This is a genomic window from Thermodesulfovibrio sp. 3907-1M, from assembly GCF_040450955.1.
Taxonomy (GTDB): Bacteria; Nitrospirota; Thermodesulfovibrionia; order Thermodesulfovibrionales; family Thermodesulfovibrionaceae; genus Thermodesulfovibrio; species Thermodesulfovibrio autotrophicus.
In genome coordinates this window covers 1,641,955-1,667,947 of the sequence record NZ_CP144373.1, presented here as the reverse complement: position 1 = coordinate 1,667,947, position 25,993 = coordinate 1,641,955, and the positions used below count along the sequence as shown (strand labels likewise).

At 37.1% G+C, this 25,993-nt stretch carries 26 protein-coding genes and 3 pseudogenes; 20 read left to right on the top strand and 9 right to left on the bottom strand.

What is annotated here, in order from left to right:
• Window positions 1-20 precede the first annotated feature (20 nt).
• The 3 genes from smc to V4D30_RS08605 are packed head-to-tail and all read left to right on the top strand — an operon-like array spanning window position 21 to window position 4,826.
• Window positions 21-3,263, top strand: coding sequence for a chromosome segregation protein SMC (gene smc, locus V4D30_RS08615; protein WP_353683919.1), 3,243 nt, complete (start codon window positions 21-23; stop codon window positions 3,261-3,263).
• Complete coding sequence (locus V4D30_RS08610; protein WP_353683918.1) at window positions 3,229-3,471, top strand: hypothetical protein; 243 nt, start codon at window positions 3,229-3,231, stop codon at window positions 3,469-3,471. Before smc ends, V4D30_RS08610 begins: the two co-directional genes overlap by 35 nt.
• On the top strand, window positions 3,468-4,826 hold the full coding sequence (locus tag V4D30_RS08605; RefSeq protein WP_353683917.1) for an FAD-linked oxidase C-terminal domain-containing protein: 1,359 nt from the start codon (window positions 3,468-3,470) through the stop codon (window positions 4,824-4,826). The genes V4D30_RS08610 and V4D30_RS08605 overlap by 4 nt, the downstream gene beginning before the upstream one ends.
• A gap of 25 nt (window positions 4,827-4,851) precedes the next feature.
• On the opposite strand, the gene V4D30_RS08600 is transcribed toward V4D30_RS08605, so the two are convergent.
• Window positions 4,852-6,201: a TrpB-like pyridoxal phosphate-dependent enzyme gene (locus V4D30_RS08600; protein WP_353683916.1), complete on the bottom strand. Its 1,350-nt coding sequence runs from the start codon at window positions 6,199-6,201 to the stop codon at window positions 4,852-4,854.
• Between the two features lie 185 nt (window positions 6,202-6,386).
• Between V4D30_RS08600 and V4D30_RS08595 the strand changes: the two genes are divergently transcribed.
• The 9 genes and pseudogenes from V4D30_RS08595 (at window position 6,387) to V4D30_RS08555 (ending at window position 10,939) form a co-directional block, all read left to right on the top strand.
• The gene (locus V4D30_RS08595; RefSeq protein ID WP_353683915.1) at window positions 6,387-7,538 is read left to right on the top strand and encodes a carbohydrate porin; all 1,152 of its coding nucleotides are present in this window, start codon (window positions 6,387-6,389) and stop codon (window positions 7,536-7,538) included.
• 14 nt (window positions 7,539-7,552) lie between these two features.
• Window positions 7,553-8,326: a DUF4198 domain-containing protein gene (locus V4D30_RS08590; protein WP_353683914.1), complete on the top strand. Its 774-nt coding sequence runs from the start codon at window positions 7,553-7,555 to the stop codon at window positions 8,324-8,326.
• A pseudogene (gene cbiM, locus V4D30_RS08585) lies at window positions 8,326-8,920 on the top strand (cobalt transporter CbiM). Before V4D30_RS08590 ends, cbiM begins: the two are co-directional and overlap by 1 nt.
• The gene (locus V4D30_RS08580; RefSeq protein WP_353683913.1) at window positions 8,917-9,390 is read left to right on the top strand and encodes a hypothetical protein; all 474 of its coding nucleotides are present in this window, start codon (window positions 8,917-8,919) and stop codon (window positions 9,388-9,390) included. The pseudogene cbiM and the gene V4D30_RS08580 overlap by 4 nt, the downstream one beginning before the upstream one ends.
• Complete coding sequence (locus tag V4D30_RS08575) at window positions 9,366-9,521, top strand: hypothetical protein (RefSeq protein WP_353683912.1); 156 nt, start codon at window positions 9,366-9,368, stop codon at window positions 9,519-9,521. Before V4D30_RS08580 ends, V4D30_RS08575 begins: the two co-directional genes overlap by 25 nt.
• Window positions 9,511-10,251, top strand: a complete 741-nt coding sequence (cbiQ, locus tag V4D30_RS08570; RefSeq protein ID WP_353683911.1) for a cobalt ECF transporter T component CbiQ — start codon at window positions 9,511-9,513, stop codon at window positions 10,249-10,251. Before V4D30_RS08575 ends, cbiQ begins: the two co-directional genes overlap by 11 nt.
• A gap of 35 nt (window positions 10,252-10,286) precedes the next feature.
• A complete protein-coding gene (locus V4D30_RS08565; RefSeq protein ID WP_353683910.1) occupies window positions 10,287-10,517 on the top strand; it encodes an ATP-binding cassette domain-containing protein in 231 nt (76 codons plus the stop codon).
• A gap of 14 nt (window positions 10,518-10,531) precedes the next feature.
• Window positions 10,532-10,732: pseudogene (locus V4D30_RS08560) on the top strand (ABC transporter ATP-binding protein); the annotation flags it as partial.
• A 21-nt stretch (window positions 10,733-10,753) separates the two neighbouring features.
• Window positions 10,754-10,939, top strand: a complete 186-nt coding sequence (locus tag V4D30_RS08555; RefSeq protein ID WP_353683909.1) for a hypothetical protein — start codon at window positions 10,754-10,756, stop codon at window positions 10,937-10,939.
• Here V4D30_RS08555 and ffh read toward each other — a convergent pair.
• The 7 genes and pseudogenes from ffh to dnaJ form a co-directional block, all read right to left on the bottom strand.
• A pseudogene (gene ffh, locus V4D30_RS08550) lies at window positions 10,936-12,260 on the bottom strand (signal recognition particle protein). The gene V4D30_RS08555 and the pseudogene ffh sit on opposite strands and share 4 nt — an antisense overlap.
• Window positions 12,261-12,761, bottom strand: coding sequence for a TlpA disulfide reductase family protein (locus tag V4D30_RS08545; protein ID WP_353683908.1), 501 nt, complete (start codon window positions 12,759-12,761; stop codon window positions 12,261-12,263). It lies immediately after the preceding pseudogene.
• Between the two features lie 3 nt (window positions 12,762-12,764).
• The gene (gene trxA / locus V4D30_RS08540; RefSeq protein WP_353683907.1) at window positions 12,765-13,097 is read right to left on the bottom strand and encodes a thioredoxin; all 333 of its coding nucleotides are present in this window, start codon (window positions 13,095-13,097) and stop codon (window positions 12,765-12,767) included.
• A gap of 153 nt (window positions 13,098-13,250) precedes the next feature.
• Window positions 13,251-13,700, bottom strand: a complete 450-nt coding sequence (locus tag V4D30_RS08535) for an Hsp20/alpha crystallin family protein (protein WP_353683906.1) — start codon at window positions 13,698-13,700, stop codon at window positions 13,251-13,253.
• A gap of 17 nt (window positions 13,701-13,717) precedes the next feature.
• Entirely contained in the window at window positions 13,718-16,348 is a 2,631-nt protein-coding gene (gene clpB / locus V4D30_RS08530; RefSeq protein WP_353683905.1) for an ATP-dependent chaperone ClpB, read from the bottom strand.
• 11 nt (window positions 16,349-16,359) lie between these two features.
• On the bottom strand, window positions 16,360-16,698 hold the full coding sequence (locus V4D30_RS08525) for a MerR family transcriptional regulator (RefSeq protein ID WP_353683904.1): 339 nt from the start codon (window positions 16,696-16,698) through the stop codon (window positions 16,360-16,362).
• Window positions 16,699-16,700: 2 nt separating this feature from the next.
• The gene (dnaJ, locus tag V4D30_RS08520) at window positions 16,701-17,768 is read right to left on the bottom strand and encodes a molecular chaperone DnaJ (protein WP_353683903.1); all 1,068 of its coding nucleotides are present in this window, start codon (window positions 17,766-17,768) and stop codon (window positions 16,701-16,703) included.
• Between the two features lie 286 nt (window positions 17,769-18,054).
• Here dnaJ and V4D30_RS08515 point away from each other — a divergent pair, with 286 nt between their 5' ends.
• The 8 genes from V4D30_RS08515 to V4D30_RS08480 are packed head-to-tail and all read left to right on the top strand — an operon-like array spanning window position 18,055 to window position 24,586.
• Entirely contained in the window at window positions 18,055-19,299 is a 1,245-nt protein-coding gene (locus V4D30_RS08515) for a threonine synthase (protein ID WP_353683902.1), read from the top strand.
• Between the two features lie 2 nt (window positions 19,300-19,301).
• Entirely contained in the window at window positions 19,302-19,577 is a 276-nt protein-coding gene (locus tag V4D30_RS08510) for a MoaD/ThiS family protein (protein WP_353683901.1), read from the top strand.
• Window positions 19,578-19,591: 14 nt separating this feature from the next.
• Window positions 19,592-19,840 (top strand): NIL domain-containing protein, encoded by a 249-nt coding sequence (locus V4D30_RS08505; RefSeq protein WP_353683900.1) that lies wholly within the window; start codon window positions 19,592-19,594, stop codon window positions 19,838-19,840.
• Window positions 19,841-19,842: 2 nt separating this feature from the next.
• The gene (gene thrC / locus V4D30_RS08500; protein ID WP_353683899.1) at window positions 19,843-20,916 is read left to right on the top strand and encodes a threonine synthase; all 1,074 of its coding nucleotides are present in this window, start codon (window positions 19,843-19,845) and stop codon (window positions 20,914-20,916) included.
• Entirely contained in the window at window positions 20,913-22,121 is a 1,209-nt protein-coding gene (locus V4D30_RS08495; protein WP_353683898.1) for a cofactor-independent phosphoglycerate mutase, read from the top strand. The genes thrC and V4D30_RS08495 overlap by 4 nt, the downstream gene beginning before the upstream one ends.
• Entirely contained in the window at window positions 22,114-22,749 is a 636-nt protein-coding gene (locus tag V4D30_RS08490; protein ID WP_353683897.1) for a DedA family protein, read from the top strand. Before V4D30_RS08495 ends, V4D30_RS08490 begins: the two co-directional genes overlap by 8 nt.
• Window positions 22,746-23,471 (top strand): rhomboid family intramembrane serine protease, encoded by a 726-nt coding sequence (locus V4D30_RS08485; RefSeq protein ID WP_353683896.1) that lies wholly within the window; start codon window positions 22,746-22,748, stop codon window positions 23,469-23,471. The genes V4D30_RS08490 and V4D30_RS08485 overlap by 4 nt, the downstream gene beginning before the upstream one ends.
• 17 nt (window positions 23,472-23,488) lie before the next feature.
• Window positions 23,489-24,586: a radical SAM protein gene (locus V4D30_RS08480; RefSeq protein ID WP_353683895.1), complete on the top strand. Its 1,098-nt coding sequence runs from the start codon at window positions 23,489-23,491 to the stop codon at window positions 24,584-24,586.
• Between the two features lie 28 nt (window positions 24,587-24,614).
• Here the strand turns inward: V4D30_RS08480 and glnA are convergent, their stop codons facing one another.
• Window positions 24,615-25,949: a type I glutamate--ammonia ligase gene (gene glnA / locus V4D30_RS08475; RefSeq protein WP_353683894.1), complete on the bottom strand. Its 1,335-nt coding sequence runs from the start codon at window positions 25,947-25,949 to the stop codon at window positions 24,615-24,617.
• Between the last annotated feature and the right edge of the window lie 44 nt (window positions 25,950-25,993).

Below are 25,993 nucleotides of genomic sequence, written 5' to 3'. Positions count from 1 at the left end.
AAATAAGCTAAAATATTTTAATGCGAATTAGATGGATAGAACTTAACGGATTTAAATCTTTTCCTGAAAAAACCAGAATAGAGCTCAATGAAGGTATAACCTGCTTTGTTGGACCAAATGGAGCAGGAAAAAGCAATATTGTTGATGCCTTCAGATGGGTCCTTGGCGAGCATAATCCCAGAATTCTTCGTGGTGAAAAAATGGAAGAAGTCATATTCCAGGGATCTCAATCAAAAAAAGAAAAGGGCATTGCTGAAGTAACCATCCTATTAAAATCTCTAAAAGAACCAGAAAATGGAGGGCAACCAGAGGCAGAATTAACCGAAATAAAGAGAAGGTTTTACAAAACAGGAGAATCCTACTTTATCATCAATGGTAAACAGGCAAGACTTAAAGACATAAAAGAGATATTCCTTTCAGAAGGAGTTGATGTAAGAACTTACTCAATAATTGACCAGATTAAAATCAATGAGATCTTATCAAAACCTTCACATAGGAAAGCTCTTCTTGAAGAATGTGCTGGAATTTCATTGTATAAACTGAAAAAAAACGAATCTGAAGGAAAGCTTCAATCAGCACAGGAGAATCTTCAGAGAATAGAGGACATCATTAGCGAGCTAAAAAAACAGTACTCTTTACTTGAGAGACAGGCTAAAAAAGCTGAAAAGTATAAAAAAACCATGGAAGAATTAAAAAATCTGGAATTAAAGGTCTCTAAGGCTGAAAGCTTAAATCTCCTTAAAGAAATTGAAAAACTTCGCGAAGATATTCAAATTCTTGAAAATACACAGTTAGAATCAAAAGAAAAAAACGAAAAAATTATAAAAAAGATTAACGAGCAGAAGATAAAAATCTCCTATACTGAAAATCTCATACAGGAAAGGGAGAAAGAACTAAAGCAAAAAGAGATAGAAAAGACAAAGGCAGAAAATCAACAGACCCTCATGATTCAGGAAGAAAAAAGTAAACGAGAATTGATAAATAAACTTCATGAAGAAAACTCTGCTTTAAAAAGAGAAATAGAAAAATCTCAGAATGATTTAAAATCTGCTTGCATTGAATATGGAGAAATTGAGGAAAATATTGCCAATCTCCAAAAAGAAATCATTCAAAAAGAACAGGAACTAATGAACTTTTACAAAGAAATAAATGAGATTGAAAAGGAGATTGAAAAGCAGAGAAAAATTCTTTTTAATCTTACCACTGAATTGGTAAACAAGAAAAATTATTACCAATCCATAAATAAATCCAGTGAAAATGCTCAAAACAGGTTAAACACTCTTTATATACGAAAAAAAGAAACAATACAAAGGATAAATCAGATGGAAACAGAAATTCAAAAGATGCAGAAAAACATAAAAAACTTAAAAGAAAGCCTGCAGTTAGAAAACAACAAAAACAAAGCTATTCAAAATCAACTCTATGAGTTAGAAAACCAGCTGGAAACAAAAACTCAGCTAATAATTGAAAAAAAGAAACAAGAAGCAGTAATAAACGGAAAAATTGAAGCCCTTTTATCAGAAATATGGCAGGAGGACAAAAACCACAAACTCTTTTTTGAATGCATTGATGTAAGCCCTGAAGTTGAGGAATTAATTGAAGCTGTCCTGGAAGAAAGACTCAAAGCCTCAGTAATACAAGACATTGAAACAATTAAAGATTTTAAAAATAAGGGCTGGTTCTTTTTAAAAAATACAGAATTAAGTTCTGCTTACCAAAAAGATGAGACTCATAGTGATAAAAAAATTAAAAGCTACATAAGAATAAAAGAATCAGGGATTAATGAAAAAATTTTTGATAATGTTTACATTGTAAACAATCTCAAAGAGGCAATGGAAATAAAAAAAGAAATTCCCAATTGCTGCTTTGTGACCAGAAAAGGTGAAGTGTTTTTTCCAGATGGATTTATAAAAACAGGCAAAACTTCAAATCTTCTTAAAAAGAAAAGAATGCTTGAAGATTTAAATAAGGAAAAGTCTGAAATATCAGAGGAAATTGAATACTTACAGCATGAAATTGAAAAAATGCAAGCTACAAAACAGGAGCTTAAAAGAGAAATAGAAAGTAAAAGACTGCAGATTTCTCAAATACAAAAAGAGATTTTCAAGGCTGAGGAAAAAAATAAAAGTCTTCACAGGGAAATGGAACAGACAAAGCAAAGAACAAAATACATGGAAAATGAAGAAAAAGCTCTACAAAATGAAATATCTCATAACACAAAAGTTATGGAAAAAACCCGCTCTGAAATTGAGCAACTTTCTATGGAAATTGAAGCTTTAGAAAGGACGATTGAAGAATTGAAAAATAAACAAAAAGAGATATCCCAAGCGAACGAGAGCCAGAAAGAAGAGCTTTCCAGCAAAAAAATTATCCTTTCCACATTAAAGGAAAGATACAATAACAAAAAGCAGGAAATAAACAGGCTAAATGAAGAAATTAAGAAACTTACAATGAAACAACAGAAAAATGAAGAAGAGATTGAGCAAAGTCTGAAAAGATTATCTCAGATTGAAAAAGAAAAAACAGAGATATTAAAAACAATTGAAATGCTTACTCTTGAAACATTCAATCTGAAAGAGCAAATAGAAAAACTTTATAAAGAACTGCAGAATGAAAAAGAATATTTAATAGAACTGGAAAAAAATTATCAGAGCATAAACGAAAAACTACACAACATCACAGCAGAACTCGGAGAGAAAAAAACCATTGAAGGTGAAAAAAAAGTAAAGCTTGAAAATCTATGGAATGAGATTTATAGCATATACGGCATTGACATAATTAAAGAAGAGATTGAGCCAGCTCAGGAAACGGAAACATTTAAATCTCGTATAACACAGCTTAAAAATCAGCTCAAAGAAATCGGAGCTGTTGATGTAGAAATCTTGAAGGAATATGAAGATGTTAAAGAGAGATATAACTTTTTAATAGCTCAGAAACAGGATATTGTAAAATCCATAGAAGAATTACAGGAAGCAATAAAAAAAATTAACTCACTCACGAAAAAGAAACTAAGAGAAACATTCAATCTTTTAAAAGAAAGATTTAATAGCCTTTTCAATGAACTTTTTGAAGGAGGAAAAGCTGAAATTTTTCTTACTGATGAAAATAACATTCTTGAGTCAGAGATAGAAATGCAGATTCAACCACCTGGCAAAAAAGCAGGAAACATAAATCTCCTTTCAGGCGGGGAGAAAGACACTTACTGCCATAGCATTCATCTTTGCTTGCTTGAGCATCCGTTCATCTCCTGTATGTATACTTGATGAAGTTGATGCTCCCCTTGATGATATAAATACGCTGAGACTGAGAAAACTGATAAAAGAGCTAAGCAAGGATACGCAATTTCTCATCATAACTCACAATAAGCTCATGATGGAAATTGCCGATTACATATATGGTGTTACAATGCAGGAGGAAGGAGTATCAACAGTAATTTCTTTAGAATTAAAAGAAGCAGAGGTATATGCATGAAAGATACAAAATTACTTGAAGGAATAGAGATATCAGATGAAAAAGAAGACCTTATATGCTACAGCTACGATGCTTCCTATGCAAAGGGAACTATTCCAGAGTTTGTAGCATGGCCAAAAAGCTCTGAAGAGATTGTAAAGGTTGTAAAATGGGCAACAAATAGAGGATTAAAAATGCTGCCAAGAGGTGCTGGAACAGGCATGGCAGGAGGTGCCATCCCAATCAATTCAAGAACAGTCGTAATCAGCCTTGAAAGAATGAGAGAAGTTCTGGAAATAAATTCAAAAAACTTTACTGCCACTTTAGAGCCTGGTGTTATAAATGGAGAACTTCAAAAAGAACTTATGATTTACGGACTCTTTTATCCACCAGATCCTGCATCCATGGATTACTGCACAATAGGAGGAAATGTGGCAACAAATGCTGGTGGTCCAAGAGCAATAAAATATGGAGTTACAAGAAACTACTGTTTAGCCATTGAGGTGGTGCTTTCAACTGGAACTGTTCTTACCTTAGGTGGTAAAACTTTCAAAAGAGTCACAGGATATGAAATGAAAGAACTTTTTATTGGCTCAGAGGGAACACTTGGAATAATTTCAAAGATAACTGTCAGAGTTTTACCACAACCAGAGGAAGTAATCACCCTTCTTATAAGTTTTAACTCAGTAGAGTCTGCTGGAAAGAGTGTTTCAGAGATTATTGGTTCAGGAATTATTCCAAGAACCCTTGAGTTCCTTGACAGTTCCTGTTTAAGTTTAATTGAAAAAAATTTTGAACTCGGACTGCCAACAAATGTGGAAGCAATGCTTCTTGTTGAGCTTGACGGAGAGATAACTTCCATTAAAAGACAGGGTGAGAAAATTGTTGACATTGCAAGAAAATTTAATGGAGAGGCTAAGATTGCCACAGATTACTACTCAAGAGAAAATCTATGGAAAGCTCGCAGAAGCATTTCACCGTGCATTTTGAAGATGAAGGATAAAGAAAAGATAAACATTGATATTGCCGTTCCTATAGATAGCCTTTCAAAAACATTCGTTAAGTTAAATGAGCTTTCAAACAAATCAAATATTCCCATTATATCCTTTGGACATGCTGGAGATGGTAATATTCATGTAAACATTCTTGTTGAAAAGAGCAATGAAGAAGAAAAAAAACAGGGGTTTGAAATGGTTAAAAAAATTTTTGAATTCACAGTCAGTATTGGTGGAGCTATTTCAGGAGAACATGGAATCGGAATAACAAAAAAGCCTTACATTGATATTCAATTAGAAAAAAAACAGATTGAGCTGATGCAGGCTATAAAAAGAGTTTTTGATCCCAAGGGATTTATGAATCCAGGAAAGATTTTTTAAATGTTCCAAGAAAGTCAGGTTGAAATCAAAAAATTTCAGGAAGTTTTCCCAGAGCTTCCTTTATTTTTTCATCGGGATATTCAAAATCAGAAAGTCTCCCTGATAAGTATGCCTCATAAGAAGGAAGATCAAGAAATCCTATTCCGCTTAGATTGAAAAGTATTACTCTTTCTTTTCCTTCTTCCTTTGCTTTTAATGCCTCATCTATTGCCACCTTGATGGCATGAGCACTTTCAGGAGCAGGAATAATTCCCTCACTCCTTGCAAAAAGTATGGCAGCTTCAAAGACAGATATCTGTCCTACTGCCTTTGCTTCAATCAAGCCATCGTGACATAGCTGACTTATGAGTGGAGAGTCTCCATGATATCTTAAACCTCCTGCATGAATTCCCGGAGGCACAAAATCATGTCCGAGAGTATACATCATGAGAAAAGGTGTAAGTCCTGCAGTATCGCCGTAGTCATATCTGAACTCGCCCTTTGTAAGTGTGGGACATGAGGATGGCTCTACGGCAATAACTCTTAGATCCTTCCCATGAATCTTATCATAAAGGAATGGGAAGCTTATACCACCGAGATTGCTTCCTCCTCCGCAGCAACCAATTACTATATCCGGGTATTCTCCTACAATTTCAAACTGTTTTTTGCATTCAAGTCCTATAATTGTCTGATGAAGTAAAACATGATTTAGCACTGAACCAAGAGCATAGTTTGTATCTTTATGGGTTGCTGCATCTTCAACTGCTTCTGAGATGGCAATTCCAAGTGTTCCAGGATGATCTGGATTTTCACGGAGAATTCTTTTTCCTGATTCAGTTTTATCAGAGGGAGATGGATAAACCTTTGCTCCCCATGTTTCCATCATTATTCTGCGGTAAGGTTTCTGATCATAGCTTACTCTTACCATATAAACGGTAATCTCTATCCCCATTAATGCTCCTGCTAATGCAAGAGCAGAACCCCACTGACCTGCCCCAGTTTCTGTAGCTATTCTTTTTATTCCTTCAATTTTGTTGTAATAAGCCTGAGGGATTGAAGTATTTGTCTTATGACTTCCTGCCGGTCCAAAGCCTTCATGTTTAAAATAAATCCTTGCAGGAGTCTTAAGAGCTTTTTCAAGTCCAATTGCTCTATAAAGAGGAGTTGGACGAAAGCTTGCATATATATCTAAAACCTCTTGTGGAATATCTACCCATCTTTCAATAGTAACTTCTTGCTCAATAAGAGACATGGGAAATATAATTTTTAAATCATCAGGAGAAATTGGCTTCTTTGTTTGAGGATGAAGAGGTGGAGGAGGTAGCTTTGGCATATCAGCCTGTATGTTATACCACTGTCTTGGTAGATCTTTTTCAGAAAGTAAAATTCTTCTCATTCTGCCCTCCAGTTGCTGTAATTTTTTATGATAATTACACCTTTTATATTTTTGCAAGATTTTTCTTGCAATCCTGATCTCTTGTATGATAAAATGTTTTCAAGCCACGAAGGCTTAATAAGCTCAGAAAAGCTAAAATTAAGCTTTCGTGGCTTTTTTATTTTCTTATATAAAAGGAGGAGAACATGAAGAAATGGTTTATTTTTCTTGTGGTTTTATTGTTTCCTGTATCAGTTTTTGCTGCGGATGTAACAGACTGGCTTTCAGTATCTGGCTCAGCTACTACCGTCTATCAATGGCTGCACATGACAAAGGGATATGTAGATTCTGACACGAATGATAAGACAAAAGACCGTGGCTCAGCAGTGATTGACTTTAATGTATCCCTTAAGCCTACTGAAAATGACGAATTCTTTTTAAGGGCAAGCTTTGCAAAAGGAAGCGGATTTCATTCAGAAAGCGCAAACTATCCCTTTGTTCTTAATCCAAATGCAGATGATCTATTTGTAGACTTGAGAAACATCAATGGACATGCAAGGGATCATCTTCAGGAGTTATGGTATTCTCACAGGTTTCCAATTGAAAAAGAAGTATTCCTCAAGCTTACAGCAGGAATAATTGACTCAACAGCTTTTATTGATGACAATGCCTATGCAGCTGATGAATTACAGCAGTTCATGAATGAAGCTCTGGTTCACAACCCCCTTGCAAATCTTCCAAGCTATGATGCTGGAGTTGCAGCAGAGTTTGAAGCTGGTAAATTTCATCTGAGAGTAGTTGGAATGCGCTCAAAAAATGAAAACGAGACAATGGATGTCAAGAGATACAACTGGATAGGAGCACAGATTGGTTACAAACTTGAGACAGGACTTGGTGAGGGAAACTACAGGATTTATGGCTACACAACGAATAAGAAGTTTGAAAACTGGGATGCTGATGCATACAAGGCATTAAAAGGAATAGGAGTATCATTTGACCAGCAACTGCTGAAAGACACTCTTGGAGCATTCTTCCGTGCAGGATGGCAGGATGACTCAGCCCAGCGGGTGAATTACAACAGAATGGTTTCACTGGGATTGAATCTCAATGGAAGCGTATGGGGTAGGAAGGACGATGAAGTAGGAGTTGGCTATGCCTATCTGAAAACTCCATCAAAGAATGAGGAGCTCAAGCACAGTCAGGTATTTGAGTCATATGTGAAGTTTAAGCTGTTTTCATACAAATTTCTGAGCTCAGATATAACCCTTGATTACCAGTACATTCGTGACACTGCCCGTGAGTCTGACAACACAAAGGCAGGTCATGTTTATGGTGTTAGATTTAACATTAACTTTTAATGAGGAGGTTTAAGATGAAGAGTTTTAAAAGTCTTTTAATCAGCAGCATCATCGCAGTATTATTTCTTACAGGCACAGCACTGGCTCATTTTGGAGTTATAATGCCTTCTGATGACATTATCGGAGAGAAAGACACAAAAAAGATTACACTTAAAGTTTACTTCATGCATCCCTTTGAGCAAGAATGGCTTAACATGGAAAAACCAAAAGCTTTTGGCGTAATGCTCGGTGATGAAAAAACTGATCTCCTGAGCACCCTCGTTAACAAAAAAGTAAAAGGCAAAAACGCATGGGAGACTACTTTTACAATTAAACGCCCAGGAGACTACATCTTTTATCTTGAGCCACAGCCTTACTGGGAGCCTGCTGAGGAAAAATTCATAGCTCACTATCCTAAGGTTGTTGTTCAGGCTCTTGGAAAGGAGGAAGGATGGGACAAGGAAGTGGGGCTTCCTATTGAGATTGTTCCCCTTACAAGACCTTACGGACTCTGGGTTGGAAATGTTTTTCAGGGAGTTGTGAAACTCAATGGAAAGCCTTTGCCTTTTGCAGATGTTGAGGTTGAATACTTTAATGAAAGTGGTAAAGTTAAAGCACCAAAGGAAGCCTATGTAACACAGGTTATAAAAGCTGATGCAAACGGTGTATTTACCTATGCAATTCCAAAGGCTGGATGGTGGGGATTTGCAGCATTGACTGATGCTACTTATAAGATTAAAAAAGATGGTAAAGAATATCCTGTTGAAATTGGTGGAATTATATGGGTTAAGGCAAGGGAGATGAAATAATGCATATATCTGAAGGAGTTCTTTCTGCGCCGGTATTGCTTACCGGCGCTGTTTTATCTTTAAGAGGTCTTGTCCTTGGGCTTAGAAAGATTAAGAATGAAGACATTCCAAAGGTTGCTGTTCTTTCTTCTGCTTTTTTTGTGGCATCATTAATTCACATTCCAATAGGTCCTACATCTGCTCATCTTGTTTTAAACGGGCTTGTTGGAATGCTCCTTGGATGGGCAGCTTTTCCTGCTATATTTGTCGGACTTGTGCTTCAGGCTCTGCTTTTTCAGTTTGGTGGATTGACAACTCTTGGTGTGAACACCTTTGCAATGGCAATGCCTGCAGTATTATCATATTATGTTTTCAAACGATTGTTACATAAAGGTAAAAATACTGCCTTTATTGGAGGAGCTCTTGGAGGAGCTTCTGCAGTGCTTGTTGGCACATTATTTATCAGTCTGGCTCTTGATTGAAACAGAAAAAAGCTTTATGGCAGTTGCAGTAACTCTTTTTACAATGCATCTTCCAATTGCTGTAGTGGAAGGAATAATAACGGGTTTTGTTATATTGTATCTTAAAAAAGTAAAACCGGAGGCATTGGAATGAAAAAATCGCTCAATTCAGCATATTTTTTTCTTTTTTTAACAATTATTTGCCTACAGCTTCTTCTTTCCAACGATGTTTATGCTCATAAGGTAAGTGCCTATGCATACAGGGATGGTGATAAAGTAGTTGGTGAATGCTACTTTGTTGATGGTTCACCATGTAAAAACTCTAAGGTTGAGGTTTATGACAGCAGGGGTAAAAAAATTACAGAGACCACCACTGATGAAAAAGGAAGATTTAGTTTTAAAACCTCAGAAGCTGGACAATTAAAAATAGTAATTCCCGCTGGAGAAGGTCATAGAACAGAATACACCCTTGAGGCAGCTGAAAAGCCTGAAAAAAAGGAAGTAAAAAAGCAGGAACCAGTTAAAGAGACTCAGAAACAACGAGATCTCCTCAGGCGTCAATCAACAAAGAGGAACTCAAACAGATTATTGATGAGGCAATGGATGCAAAACTTCAGGGATTAAGAAGTGAGCTCATGGATTTAAGAAAACAGATGGATAAAATCAGCATAAGAGACATAATCGGAGGAATTGGATATATTGTTGGAGTCTGGGGCATAATAATGTTTATTAAAAGAAAGAAAAATGCATCTTGAAGAGTTTTCAGAAGGAAGCTCTTTTTTACATAAGGCAGACCCGAGATTAAAAGTCATAGTTTTTTCCATATTCAGCATTCTCTGCGCCACTGCTTCAGGATTGAAAACTCCATCTTTGTTTTTACTCTATTCTGTTTTTTCTGTTTTCATTGCACGATTAAGAATAAAACCGCTTTTTTCAAGACTCAGTATGACAAACTTTTTCATACTTTTCATCTGGATTTTTGTGCCTGTAAGCTATCCAGGCAATCCTTATATCTCATTTGCCGGATTAAAGATAAGCCATGAAGGTCTTCTTTATGCATTATCAATTACCCTGAAAGCCAATGCAATAATTATAGCTACAATAACACTTCTTGGAACTTCTTCCATCAATGCTTTAGCTCATGCAATGCTTCATCTAAAAGCACCTAAGAAACTCGTTACAGTATTTTTCCTTTTTTATCGCTACATTACAGTTATCCATGACGAATATTTAAAAATAAAAAGAGCTGTTATTGCCCGGGGATTCGTTCCAAGAACAAATCTTCACACTTACAGAACCTATGCTTACATTGTTGGTGGAATGCTTATTAAAAGCTATGAAAGAGCAGAGGAGATTTATAAGGCAATGCTGTGTAGAGGCTTTCAGGGATATTTTCCACTTTTTAAGCATTTCCATATGAGAAAAACTGATATAATATTCAGTATCGTTTCAATTTCTGTGTTTATTTTATTCTGGAGTGATTAGTATTGGAATCTTTGAAACTGCAACGGGAGTTAAATTTGGAGCAACCAATTATCAAGCTTAGAAATATCTCCTTCCATTATGATGACAGGGCTGTTTTGGACAACCTGAGTCTTGATATTTATGAGGGTGAAAGAATTGGTCTTATGGGACCTAATGGTTCGGGGAAAACAACCCTTCTTTACATTATAATGGGACTTCTTAAGCCATCTTCAGGGACAGTTGAGATATTCGGAAATGATAAGACAAAAAGAGAAAGACTTCATTGAAGTAAGGACAGAAGATAGGGCTTTTATTTCAGGATTCAGAAAGTCAACTCTTCTGTCCGACAGTAAAAGAAGATATAGCATTTGGACCGCTCAATCTCGGGAAAACAAAAGAGGAGGCATTAAAAATTGTAAAAGAGACCTGTGAAATTCTGGGTTTAAAAGGTTTTGAAGACAGGCTAACCTATAAACTCTCTGGAGGAGAAAAAAGGCTTGTAGCACTTGCAACAGTAATAGCTATGAAGCCAGTCTGCTATCTCTTTGATGAACCTTCAAATGGTCTTGATGAGAAAACTAAAGAAAGACTTCTTCAGTATTTAACAGGCAATGCAAAGACCTATCTTATTGTGTCTCACGATAGGGATTTTATAGAAAAAACAACTGATAAAGTTTATCTTCTTGAGAAGGGCAGTATTTATTCTTAAAAAGGAAATATCTTAGGAAGCTTAAAGCCCTTACCGTGTTTTAACTGTTTCATCATCTTTTTCATCTCATTGAATTGTTTAATAAGCCTGTTAACATCTGTTACGGTCGTTCCGCTTCCTTTTGCAATTCTTATTCTTCTACTTGCATTTAATAATTTTTGGATTTCTTCTTTCTTCTGGCGTCATAGAATTTATTATTGCCTCAACTTTCACAAACTCTTTTTCATCAATTTTTATTTCCTTTAATATCTTATGAGCTCCGGGAAGCATTGAAAGTATATTTTCAAGGGGACCCATCTTTCTCATCTTTCTTATCTGCTCTCTTAAATCATCAAAGGTAAATTCTTCTTTTTCAATTTTTTTCTTTAGTTTTTCCGCTTCTTTCTCGTCATAGGCTTTCTGTGCCTGCTCAATTAGTGTGAGAACATCACCCATTCCAAGAATTCTATTCGCCATTCTATCAGGATAAAACTCCTCAAGAGCATCAATCTTTTCTCCTGTTCCAATAAGTTTTATGGGCTTGCCTGTTACTTCTTTTATTGAAAGTGCTGCACCACCACGGGCATCTCCATCCATCTTTGTGAGAATAACTCCTGTAATTCCTATTTTTTCATTAAAGCTTTTTGCAATATTTACTGCATCCTGTCCTGTCATTGCATCGGCAACAAAAAGAACTTCGTGAGGATTGAGAATTGCCTTTACATCCTGTAACTCCTGCATCAATTCTTCATCCACATGCATTCTTCCAGCAGTATCAACAATCACTGGATCCATTCTATCAATTACGGCTTTTTTTAAAGCTTCTTTGCAGAGGAGCCGCGGATCCTTAGTTTCATAAGAATGAAATACTACAACATCAATTTGTTTGCCCAGGGTAACAAGCTGTTCAATTGCTGCTGGTCTTTGAAGGTCTGCTGCCACAAGCATTGGACGCCGCCCCTGTTTCTTAAAAATTCTTGCAAGCTTTGCTGAAGTGGTGGTTTTTCCAGAACCGTGCAGTCCCACCATCATAAGAATAGTTGGTGGATTTGCAGTTAGCTGAATCTTAGAAGTGGTTCCTCCCAAAAGCTCGCACAGTTCATCATAAACAATTTTTATTACCTGTTGAGCAGGAGAAAGACTTTCAAGGATTTCTTTGCCAACAGCTTTCTGGCGAACTCTTTCAATAAAAGACTTTTACAACCCTAAAATTGACATCTGCTTCAAGCAAAGCAATTCTTATCTCTTTTAAGGCTGCATCAACATCTTCTTCTTTCAGAATTCCTTTGCCTTTGAGTTTTTTAAATATTGCTTCAAGTTTATCTGTTAATGCCTCAAACATCTATTTTACCTCTCTCAGGAGATTTTCAATTTCCTTATTTAACAAACCAAAGGTATCCTGTGTTATTCCTCTGTATATCTGAACTACGATTTTTTTCTCATTTAAAATAAAAAAATTTGGAAAACCGTAAACATTATACATTTTTTTTATCTTTGCATCAGCTATAAATAGAGGATATTGAATTCCTCTATCTTTTGCGAACTCAATAAGTTTTTGAGTCTCCTTTATTTCGTCATTGAATAAAATCCCGATTATTTGAACATTTTTATTTTTGAATTTCTCATAAAGTTTGTTTATATCCGAAATTACATAATCACATGCAAAACATTTAGTTGAGAGAAACTCTATAACTATGACCCTGCCTTTAATTTGATAAAGCTCTACAGGCTTACTATTTATATCGGTTAAGAAAAAATTTGGGGCAGAATCACTCTTTTTAAGTGCACTCTGCCCTACCTGTGGAATTAACAATATAAGAGTTAAGATTAAAAGCTTTTTCACAGATCAACTGTTAAGAAGGCTATCCAGTTTGCTTTTTAATATGGATTTTGGAACAACTCCAACGATCTGGTCAACCCTTTGACCATCTTTGAAAAACATTATTGTGGGAATGCCCATAATTCCATAGCGTGTTGCAATATCTGGATTTTCATCTGTATTAAGTTTTCCTACTTTGATTTTTCCTTCATATTCTTTGGCAAGTTCCTCTATTGTTGGTGCAATTATTCTGCAGGGACCACACCATGGTGCCCAGAAATCTACCATTATTATACCTTTTGAGTTTAAAACTTCTGTTTCCCATTTAGCACTTGTAAGTTCTAAAATACCTTCAGCCATTTTTACCTCCACAAAAATTTTGTAAACAACTTTTTTAAAATAAATTTTTCTTTATTATTTTGTCAATCTTGAAATTCCTATATTCATAATCAAAGAACGAAATCCTGAGCCTGCCAGTGAGCAAGCTCAGGACAGTTATGAATATATTTAAATTCACTCCAGTGGAATCTTTATCTCTCTTGGCTTTGCTTCCTCTTTTCTTAAAATAACTATCTCAAGTAAGCCATTATTTAGATTTGCCTTGACAGAAGATTTATCAACATCTGCTGGCAAATTGATAGTTCTTGAAAAAGGACCATAGCTTCTTTCATTCAAAATATAGTCTTCTTCAGAAACACCTTCAGGTTTTTTAATTTCTCCTTTGATTATGAGTCTATCATCAGTAATTGTTAAATCTATATCCTGTTTGTCAACCCCTGGAATTTCTACCTGAATAACCAGCTCATTTCCTCTCTCAAAAATATCCACATTGGGAGAAATAATTCCCTCACTGCTAACAGCCCTTTTCCTCCGAACAGGTGAGAGAAACTCTTCAAAAAGCCTGTCCATTTCCTTTCTTATCTCCTCAATCTCTTTTAAAGGACTCCATTTTACAATAGCCATTTTACACCTCCTAATTTTTAGGCTGCTTCTGCCAAAACAACTTTATCAAATATAATTTTACCATCTTTGAAATCCACTTCCACAACATCTCCCTCTCTGAATGCTCCTTCAATAAGTTTTACTGCCAGTGGATCAAGTATCTCTTTCTGCAATACCCTTCTTAGAGGTCTTGCTCCATATACAGGATCATAGCCAATTCTTGCAATGTATTCTTTTGCCTTTTCTGTAAGAGTAATATCAATCTTTCTCTGCTTGAGATACTGCTTTATTCTCTTAATCTGAATTTCTATGATCTCTTTCATCACTTCTCTGCTCAATGGATTGAATATGATTATCTCATCAATTCTGTTGAGAAACTCAGGTCTGAAGAAGGCTCTTAAGTCATCCATAATTTTTGTTTTTAAATCCTTTTTCAAATCCTGCCAGTGCTCAGAGCCTGCAGTCTCAAGAAACTCCTGAATATGGGCACTCCCTATGTTTGATGTCATGATGATAATTGTGTTTCTGAAATCAACGGTTCTTCCATGCCCATCAGTCAGACGACCATCATCAAGAACCTGAAGCAGTATGTTAAAAACTTCCTGATGAGCCTTTTCAACTTCATCAAAAAGAACAACACTGTATGGACGTCTTCTTACTGCCTCTGTAAGCTGACCACCTTCCTCATAACCAACATATCCAGGAGGCGCACCAATCAGACGGGATACTGTATGACGCTCCTGATACTCTGACATATCAATTCTAATCATTGCATTTTCATCATCAAATAGAAACTCTGCCAGAGCCTTTGCAAGCTCTGTTTTACCCACACCAGTAGGACCAAGAAACATAAACGAGCCAATCGGGCGATTGGGATCCTGAAGCCCTGCTCTTGCTCTTCTTATGGCATTTGAAACAGCAATAATTGCCTCATCCTGTCCAACAACTCTCTGACGGAGTCGCTCTTCCATTTTGATTAACTTCTGGGTTTCACTCTCAAGCAGCTTTTTAACAGGGATTCCTGTCCATTTAGCAACAACCTCTGCAATGTCTTCCTCATCAACCTCCTCTTTAAGCATCTGTCTTGTCTTCTGAATCTTCTTCAGCCGTGCATTTGCCTCATCAAGGGCTTTCTGTAGCTCAATGAGTTTTCCATACCTGAGTTCTGCTGCTCGTGTAAGGTCTCCCTGACGCTCTGCCTGCTCAGAAGCAATACGGGTCTGCTCAATCTCTGCCTTTATCTCTCTGATTTTTAAAATAATCTCCTTTTCAGCCTGCCACTGCCTGCTTAACTCCTCTTTTTTAGTAAGCAGTTGCTCTATCTCCTGAGAAATCTTTTCTATCTTCTCCTTTGCATCCTCAGTTGGCTCTTTGCTCAATGCCTGTCTTTCTATCTCAAGCTGACGGAGTTTTCTCTCAATCTCATCAAGTTCAATTGGCATGCTGTCAATCTCCATTCTGAGCTTTGCTGCAGCCTCATCAATCAGGTCAATTGCTTTATCTGGAAGGTATCTGTCTGTTATGTATCTTGCTGAAAGAACTGCAGCAGCAACCAGTGCTGAATCCTTAATCTTTACACCATGATGAACTTCATATCTCTCTTTAAGTCCTCTCAAAATTGATATTGTATCCTCAACTGAAGGCTCTTTAACCAAAATAGGCTGAAATCTTCTTTCCAATGCAGGGTCTTTTTCAATGTATTTTCTGTATTCATTAACTGTTGTTGCACCAATGCATCTTAGCTCTCCTCTTGCCAGAGCTGGCTTAAGCATATTTGCAGCATCAACAGCTCCCTCTGCCGCACCTGCACCTACAAGTGTGTGAAGCTCATCTATGAATGTTATAATTCTTCCTTCTGACTGGGTAATCTCCTTAAGCACTGCCTTAAGTCTTTCCTCAAACTCTCCACGGTATTTTGCACCTGCAAGAAGTGAGCCTATATCAAGTGCTATCAGTTCCTTGTCTCTCAGAGATTCAGGAACATCGCCTGCCACAATTCTCTGCGCAAGACCTTCAACTATTGCAGTTTTACCAACACCAGGGTCTCCAATCAGCACTGGATTGTTCTTTGTTCTTCTGCTTAAAACCTGAATAACTCTTCTTATCTCCTCATCCCTTCCAATAACAGGATCAAGCTTGCCTTTGCGGGCTAACTCTGTAAGATTTTTACCATATCTAACCAATGCCTGATACTTTTCCTCTGGATTGGGGTCAGTTACCTGATGAACTCCCCTTATTTTTCTCATTGCATCAAGCACTTTTTGCCGTGTAACTGCCTGCTTCTTTATGGCATCAAGGGCAGGACCACCTACATCAAAAAGAGCTATAAGAAGATGTTCCACACTAATGTATTCATCCTTAAGATGCTCAGCTTCTGCTTCAGCTTTCTCAAAAAGCTGATTCAGTCTTGGAGTAATATAAATCTGCTCCAGGGGTTGAGAACCATAAACCTTTGGAATTCTATCAATGGCTTTTTTTAAATCTGCTTTTATTGTGTTTAAGTCTGCTCCGCATTCCCTTAAAATACGGGGAACAAGCCCTTCACTGTCTTCAATTAGAGCATAAACCAGATGCTCCACGTCTATCTGCTGATTGCCATACTGAGAGGCAATTCTCTGAGCCTCTCTTATCGCTTCTTGAGTTTTATAGGTAAATCTATCAAATCTCATGGGTTTCCTCCTTAAATTTCTTCAAAAATTTTTTTAATTCTCTTTTCAATCTGCTCTTTTATGTCTTCATCAACATAGCGAAGTAATTCCTGTATGAATTGTTCCATAATCTGCATTCTTTCCCGCATTCTGAGAATAATATCCACTCCAGCCCTGTTAACTCCAAATTCCTTAGTAAGTTTTATTACAAAGTTAAGTCTTTCAATGTCTTCATCAGTATAAACTCTCTGTCTTTTAATTCTCTTTGGTTTTATAAAACCTTCCCTCTCATAAAGCCTCACTGTCTGAGGATGAACATTGAGAAGTCTGCACACCATGCTTATCATATAGAGCCTGTCGTCCTGTCTCATGCTTACCTCCTCAACATGAATTCTCTTGGGTTTTCTCTATAAAGGCGTTCAATTTTTCTTATTTCCTCCTTTTCAGAAGCTGTTAATCCTCTGGGAACTGCTATTTTTATAACCACATACATGTCTGCTTTTCTGCCTCCTTTAGGAGAAGTAAATCCTTTCCCTGAAATTCTGAATTTCTGTCCACCCTGTGTTCCCTCTGGAATCTTCATTGTGACTGTACTGCCATCTGCTGTCGGAACATCAACTTTAGCTCCTAATGCAGCTTCAACAAATGTTACTGGAAGCTCAATGTATATATCATCTCCTTTTCTGGTGAAGAAAGGATGGGCAGTAACATTAACCTCAAGTATCAGATCACCATAAGGTGCGCCGCCTCTACCGGCATTTCCATATCCTTTAACCTTTACAGTTGAACCATTATCAACTCCTGCTGGAATTTTTGCCTTTACTGTCTCCGTGATTAATATTCTTCCTGTTCCACCACAGTTTTTACACTTTGATGCTGAAGTTCTTCCTGTTCCACCACAATTGGGGCAGGTCTGGCTTACCCTCATAAATCCCCTTGAGGTTTGAATTCTTCCTGTTCCGCCACATCTTGAGCATATATCCACTTTATCAGCACCACTTCCATGACAGAGTTGACACTCAATGTATCTCTGATAGGTAACTGGCTTTACAGTGCCTTTATAGGCTTCTTCAAAGGTTAATGTAACAGGAATAACTATATCTTCGCCTTTTATATAAGTAGTTCTTGTTTGAGTAAATGTCTCACCGAATATATCTCCAAAAATATCTCCGAGGTCAAAGCCTTTTGTAAAGTCAAAGCCACCAAAGTCAAAGCCCTTAAAATCAAAGCTCTCGCCCCTGTCATACTCAGCCCTTTTCTGCGGATCACTCAGAACTGCATATGCCTCATTAATCTCCTTAAACTTTTCCTCAGCCTCCTTATTTCCGGGATTTAAATCAGGATGATACTTTCTTGCAAGCTTACGATAAGCCTTCTTAATCTCTTCCTGTGTGGCATCCTTGCTTACACCGAGAATTTTATAGTAATCCTTGCGTTCCATAAAATCATTTTAACATATTGAGTTAATTTATATCAATATCCTGAGATTGCCGATAAAATCATGTGCTGAATGAAATTGTTCAATAAAAATGTAAATTACTTTGCCATTTCAAGCGATACGAGAAATCTCTTGATTCAGGTTGAAGGCATAATCAAGCACTACTCGGCGATTCTCCGCCCTGATGGACAATTCAAAGTTTAAAAAACAAAGGTAATTTTGCCTATCGGCAATTTAAGTAAATTAATGTTAAAATAAAAAATTAACTCATGGAAATAGGAGGTGGGAAATGAAATATGTAAAAGGACTTAAATGCAGAGAGTGCGGAAGAGAGTATCCTGTAGAGCCCATATATGTTTGTGAATTCTGCTTTGGTCCTCTTGAGGCAGTCTATGACTATGCAAAGATAAAGAAAGCTCTTTCAAGGAGAACAATAGAAAAAAGACCTAAAACATTATGGCGATACAAGGAGCTTTTACCAATAGACGGTGAACCACAGGTGGGACTCAATTCCGGTTTCACACCTCTGGTTGAAGCTAAAAATCTTGCAAAATATCTTGGCGTAAAAGAACTTTACATAAAAGATGATACAGTTGCCCATCCCACCCTTTCATTTAAAGATAGAGTTGTTGCAGTAGCGCTTACAAAAGCAAAAGAGTTTGGTTTTGATACAGTTGCCTGTGCTTCTACAGGAAATCTTGCTCATGCTGTTTCAGCTCACGGTGCAAAAGCTGGATTTAAAAGATTCATATTTATTCCTGCTACCCTTGAACAGAGTAAAATCGTTGCTTCCATTGTTTATGAGCCAAATCTTGTTGCCGTTGACGGCAATTATGACGATGTAAACAGACTTTGCAGTGAAATAGCAAATAAATACAGATGGGCTTTCGTAAACATAAACATCCGACCATTTTATGCAGAAGGCTCAAAAACAATAGGATTTGAGATAGTTGAACAGCTTGGCTGGAAAGCACCAGACAGCATTGTTGTTCCCTGTGCAAGTGGCTCACTTCTTACAAAGGTGTGGAAGGCATTAAAGGAGTTCAAGGAGCTTGGTATTTTAAAGGAGCTTGAGACAAAAATATATGGTGCACAGGCAACTGGATGTTCTCCGATTTCTACAGCCTTTAAACAGGGTACAGATGTTATAAGACCTGTTAAGCCAAACACAGTTGCAAAATCTCTTGCAATTGGAAACCCTGCTGATGGATATTACGCTTTGCAGGCTGTAAAAGAAAGTGGCGGTGCCATGGAGGATGTATCTGATGAAGAAATAGTGGAAGCAATAAAGCTTCTTGCAAGAACTGAAGGAATCTTTACAGAGACAGCAGGAGGAGTTACTTTAGCCTGTTACATCAAGCTGTTGAAAGAAGGAAAAATTGACAAAAAAGACACAACAGTGCTTTGTATTACAGGAAACGGGCTTAAGACAGCAGAGGTTTTAAATGGAAGAACAGCAGAAGTTTACAATATAAAACCAAATCTTGCTTCATTTGAAGAAGCTTTGAAAAAAATTAATGAAAAGGGGAGGTAAAAATGGCAGTAAAAGTTTTAATACCAACACCACTTCAGAAATTAACAGGTGGTAAAGATGTGGTAGAAGCACCAGCTGGAAAGATCATAGATATAATCAATGCTCTTGATAAACAATATCCAGGGCTTGCAGAAAGGTTGTGTCAGGATGGTAAGATAAGAAGGTTTATAAATGTTTATCTGAACGAAGAAGATGTGAGATTCCTTCAGGGAGAAGAAACTCTGGTTAAAGACGGTGATGAAGTATCAATTGTTCCTGCCATTGCAGGAGGCAAATAAGTAAGGAGGATTTTATGGGTGAGATTAAAAAATTAAGGGTAAGGCTCACCTTCCCTCAGGAATTAATAAAAGAGCCGGTGCTTTTCAGAATGGCAAAAAAATACGATGTTATGCCAAATATTCGCAGAGCAAGGGTTACTGATACATTTGGAGAGATGATACTGGAGCTTGAAGGAGTTGAAGAAAATCTTAATGAAGGTATTAACTCCCTAAGACAGCAGGGAGTTGTAGTGGAATTAATAGAAGGAGACATAATTGAATAGCCATGAATACAAAATCACCTTGGAAAGGAATTATAAAAGAGTACTTTGAATTTTTCCCTGTAAGTGAAAAAACTCCTGTCGTCACTTTATTAGAAGGCAATACTCCTCTTGTAAAGGTCAATAATCTTACGAAAAGATTAAATATGGACATAGAGCTTTATTTTAAATTTGATGGAGCAAATCCAACAGGCTCCTTTAAAGACAGAGGAATGACACTTGCAATTTCAAAAGCATTAGAGGAAGGCTCCAGAGCGGTCATATGTGCTTCTACTGGTAACACTTCTGCCTCTGCATCAGCCTATGCTGCAAGAGCTGGGATCAAGGCAATTGTCCTTATTCCTGAAGGTAAAATTGCCACTGGAAAGCTTGTTCAGGCAATGATTCATGGAGCAGTGGTCATTCAAATAAAGGGTAATTTCGACCAGGCTCTCAACATAGTTAGAGCAATAGTTAATGAATATCCAATAACACTTGTAAATTCAATTAATCCATACAGAATTGAAGGACAGAAATCAGCAGCCTTTGAAGTCTGTGATCAGCTTGGAAGAGTTCCTGATTATCATGCTTTGCCTGTGGGAAATGCGGGCAATATCTCAGCATACTGGAAGGGTTATAAAGAATACAAGGAAAAGGGAAAAATAAATAGTTTACCAAGAATGCTCGGATTTCAGGCAGCAGGAGCAGCACCGATTGTTCTTGGGCATCCTGTGGATAAGCCTGAAACAATTGCAACAGCAATAAGAATAGGAAATCCTGCAAGCTGGAAAACTGCTGTTAAGGCAAGAGATGAATCCGGTGGAACGATTGATATGGTAACAGATGAAGAAATCCTTAAAGCTTACAAAATGATAGCATCCTATGAAGGTATATTCTGTGAGCCAGCTTCTGCAGCTTCGGTTGCTGGAGTTATAAAGCTTTACAGTCAGGGATATTTTAAAAAAGGAAGCTGTGTAGTTTGCACACTTACAGGCAATGGACTCAAAGACCCTGATACTGTTTTTAAGGTAGCTGATGAACCTCATGTTTTGCCTGCAAGCCTTGATAGTGTGAAAGCCTTTGTGGAGAAGATTCTATGAAATACATTGTCATTGTTCCTGATGGTGCAGCAGATTATCCCCTTGATGAGCTGGGAGGACTTACTCCTTTACAGGCTGCCAATACTCCCAATATGGATTATCTTGCTTCATGTGGCATTGCAGGCTCAGTTAGAAATATTCCTGAGGCATTTCCTCCTGGAAGTGATGTGGCAAACCTGAGCATTCTTGGTTATGACCCGAAAGTTTACTATACAGGAAGAGCACCACTTGAAGCTGTAAGCATGGGATTGAATCTATCAAAAAATGATGTGGCATACAGGTGCAATCTTGTTACGCTGAAATTTTCAGATAAAAAAAGGATTTTCATGGAAGATTACTCAGCCGGTCACATATCTTCTGAAGAGGCAAAAATTCTTATTGAAGAGATAGATAAAAAACTTGGAAGTGATGCTTTGAGATTTTATCCTGGAGTAAGTTATCGTCATATAATGTTATGGAAAAATGGTTCAGATGACGTAGAATGTAGCCCCCCTCATGACATTACAGGAAAGGAAATCTCTATGTATCTTCCTATAGGCAGAAGTGCTCAAATGCTAAAAGAGCTTATTTTCAGGTCAATGGATATTCTTAAAGACCATCCTGTGAATAAAAAAAGAGCATCTCAAGGCAAAAAACCTGCAAACAGTATATGGCTGTGGGGGCAGGGACGGACTCCAACGCTACCAAAGTTTCAGGAAAAATACGGAATTTCAGGTGCTCTTATTTCCGCAGTGGATTTAACAAAAGGGCTTGGAATTTTAGCAGGATTTCATATAATAAATGTTCCCGGAGCAACAGGCTGGATAGATACAAACTATGAAGGCAAGGCTGAATATGCACTTAATGCACTTGAAAGGGTTGATTTTGTATATGTCCACATAGAAGCGCCTGATGAAGCAGGACATCAGGGTGATTACAAACTGAAAATTAAAGCAATTGAAGATATTGACAGCATTGTTATCAGGAGAATTCTTGAGGAAGCACCAAAGCGTTTCAAAGAGTTTAGGATTCTCCTACTTCCAGATCATCCAACACCAGTAAAAGTAAGAACCCATACTGCTGAAGCGGTCCCATTTGTAATTTACGATAGCAACCATATTGAAAAGAAAGATAAAAAATTTTCAGAGGAAATTCTTACTTCTCCCGATCTTCACATAGAAGATGGCTACAAACTTATGAGTTTATTTATATTCGGACATGTTTGATTTGATTGATCTCCTTCTTCATATTGACATTTATCTTGAAACTCTCTTTTCTCAGATTGGCAACTGGATTTATGTTGTGCTTTTCTTCATTGTTTTCTCAGAAACAGGATTTGTTGTAACGCCATTTTTGCCAGGTGATTCTCTTCTTTTTACTGTAGGAGCTTTATCTTCAAGGCAATTACTCTGTCCATTGAGCTCCTTAATTATTTTAAGTATTGCCGCTACAGTGGGAAACACTGTAAACTATCATGTTGGTAAATTTGTTGGTCCGAAAGTTTTCTCAAAGGAAAACTCCTTTTTTTTCAACAAAAAGCATCTTTATACAACTGCCCAATTCTATGAAAGACATGGAGCAAAAACTATAATAATAGCGAGATTTTTGCCAATTCTTAGAACCTTTGCACCATTTGTAGCAGGCATAGGAAGAATGAGATATTTAAAGTTTCAGATTTACAATATCGTTAGTAGCATTCTCTGGAGTGGCTCTTTAATTGCCACAGGTTATTTCTTCGGAAATCTTCCCTTTGTGAAAAAGAACTTTTCCATGTTCATACTTGGTATTATTATTGTTTCAGTCATGCCGAGCATATGGAAAGCTATATCAATTAAAAGGAGTAAATTAAAATGATACCAATAAGAGATTGCCTTCCAAGAAGATACACTCCATACATGACATGGTTGATTATAGCTCTGAATTCATTTATCTTCATTTTTGAACTCATGTTCCCAAAAGAGGACTTAGATTATCTATTTCACATATTTGGTGTTGTTCCTGCAAAATACATGCTTGTAGCCTCCCTTCCTCTTGATCCTTTTTATTATCTTCCTTTCTTAACGAGTATGTTTCTTCACGGAGGATGGTTTCATTTAATCAGCAACATGTGGGTAATGTGGATTTTTGCTGACAATGTGGAAGACAAGATGGGTTCTTTCAGATTTTTAATTTTCTATCTTATTTGCGGATTTGGAGCAAGCTGGATTCACTGCCTCATCAATCCAGCTTCAACAATACCTACAGTTGGAGCTTCAGGTGCAATTTCAGGTGTTTTAGGTGCCTATATGGTAATGTTTCCGCATGCAAGAGTGATAACTTTATTCCCCATTTTATTTTTTCCATTCTTTTTCGCGCTTCCTGCATTTTTCTATATTCTCATGTGGTTTTTTATTCAACTTTTTTCAGGGCTTGGCTCTCTTCTTAGCCCAGCAGATGTGGGTGGAGTTGCCTGGTGGGCACATGTAGGAGGCTTTCTGTTTGGAATTATATTACATAGAGTTTTTGTAATCAAAAAACGACTCCGTATATACGATGACCACTTTGATTACTACTGTGCCTGGGGAAGATTTTTATAATTATTTTATAATTAAATATGTCAACTTGCAAAATTTGCAATAATTTCTCTCCCTACATTGCAAAACATCCTGGAGTTTGTCTTAACTGTATAAGAAAAAAGCCATCTCAAGCTATTACAGTGGCTTTACAATCCCATACAGCAAGCAGACTCACCTATGGATTACCTCCATCGCCTCCAAAAGCTGAAGATGCAGTTCAGTGTAAAATTTGTGCAAACGAATGCAGAATTGCAGAAGGGCAGTATGGATATTGTGGATTAAGAAAAAACGAAAGAGGAAAATTAATTGCTCTTCAACGCAATCATGGAAAACTTAACTGGTATCTTGATCCTCTTCCGACAAACTGTGTTGCAGACTGGGTATGCCCTGCTGGAACTGGTTCTGGATATCCAGATTTTGCCTATACCAATGGACCTGAATACGGATACTACAATCTTGCAGTATTTTTTCACGCCTGTTCCTTTAACTGTCTTTACTGTCAGAACTGGCATTTTAAAGAAGAAACCTTTAAACCAGAAACAAGAACCGTTGATGAGTTATTAAGAGACATTACTTCAGCTGTATCCTGTATATGTTATTTTGGAGGTGATCCTTCGCCTCAAATAATTTTTGCCATTGAGGCATCACGCAGAGCAATTAAAGAAAAAAAGACAAAGATATTGAGAATATGCTGGGAGACCAATGGTTCAATGAATAAAGCCTATCTTGAAAAAATGATTGAGTTGAGTCTTCAGTCAGGAGGCTGTATCAAGTTTGACCTGAAAGCATGGGATGAGTCTCTGCACATTGCATTAACAGGAGTTTCAAATAAAAGAACCTTAGAAAATTTCGCCTATGTGGCAAAGTTTTTTGAAAAAAGATCTGTTCCACCACTTCTTATTGGAAGTACTCTCTTAGTCCCTGGATATATAGATAGTGAAGAAGTAAGTAATATAGCTAAATTTATTGCCTCATTAAATCCTGAAATTCCCTACCGTTTACTTGGATTTTATCCTCATTTTTATATGAGTGATCTTCCTTTAACTTCTAAAAAATTAGCCCATGAATGCTATGAAGCTGCTTTAAGTGCAGGGTTAAAAAATGTTTCCATTGGCAATGTTCATTTATTAAAATAAGGAGAGGGCAGAAACCTGCCCTCTAAATTTAAAGAATCGGTAAATATCTTTCAATTTCATAGGGGAAAATTCTGATGCGATAGTCATCCCACTCCTTCTTTTTGCTCTCAATGAGATTTGTGAATATGTGGTCTCCAAGAGTTTCTCTGAGCAATTCACTTTTTTCAGCATATTCAATGGCTTCAATCAAGCTACCCGGAAGATTATCTATACCAAGAGCTTTTCTTTCTTCTGGATCAAGATGATAAACATCCTTTTCAACTGGCTCAGGCAGTTTATACTTCTTCTCCACTCCTGTCAATCCCGCATTTAACATACATGCAAAGGCTAAATAGGGATTGCATGCTGGGTCTGGACTTCTTAACTCAATTCTCGTTGCTTTTTCTTTGCCGGGTTTATAAAGTGGAACTCTTATAAGTGCAGACCTATTTCTTCTTGCCCAGCAGATATAAACAGGAGCTTCATAACCAGGAACAAGCCTTTTGTATGAGTTAACCCACTGATTCAAAACAAGAGTAATTTCTTTTATGTGAGTTAAGACTCCTGCTATGTAGCTTTTCGCCACATCTGAAAGGTAGTACTTGTCTTTTGCATCAAAAAAGGCATTTTTATCACCTTTAAATAGAGACTGATGGGTATGCATTCCGCTTCCGTTTTCACCAAAAAGTGGTTTTGGCATGAATGTGGCATAAACACCATGCTTCTTGGCAATCTCTTTTACCACAACTCTGTATGTCATAACAATGTCTGCCATCTGTAAAGCTTCAGCATACCTCAAGTCTATTTCATGCTGAGAAGGTGCCACTTCATGATGTGAGTATTCCACTTTGATACCCATCTGTTCAAGAGCCAGGATAGTGTCTCTTCTCAGGTCTTCTGCAGCATCAAGGGGATAATCAAAATATCCGCCTTCATCAAGAGTTTCGGGATTTCTGTCCGATTTAAAATAGAAAAACTCAAGCTCTGGACCAAGATAAAAGGTGTAACCTTTTTTTGCAGCTTTTTCAAGATTTAACTTCAGAATATATCTGGGGTCTCCTTTGTAAGGCGTTCCATCAGGCTCATAGATATCACAGAACATTCTTGCAACAGCGCTTTCTGATGGTCTCCATGGAAGAATAGCAAAGGTTGTTGGATCAGGTCTTGCAATCATGTCTGACTCATCAATCCTTGCAAATCCGTGAATTGATGAACCATCAAACCCCATTCCTTCTGAAAAAGCCATTTCAAGTTCTTCAACTGGAACGGCAAAGCTTTTTAGCTGTCCGAGAATATCAGTAAACCACAGTCTTACGAACTTGACATTCATCTCCTTGACCAGTTTCATTACATCCTTTTCATCTCTCGGTTTTGTGTAAGTCATAACATCCTCCTACAGTTTTTTATTGAGGCAAAGCCCCTTATGTT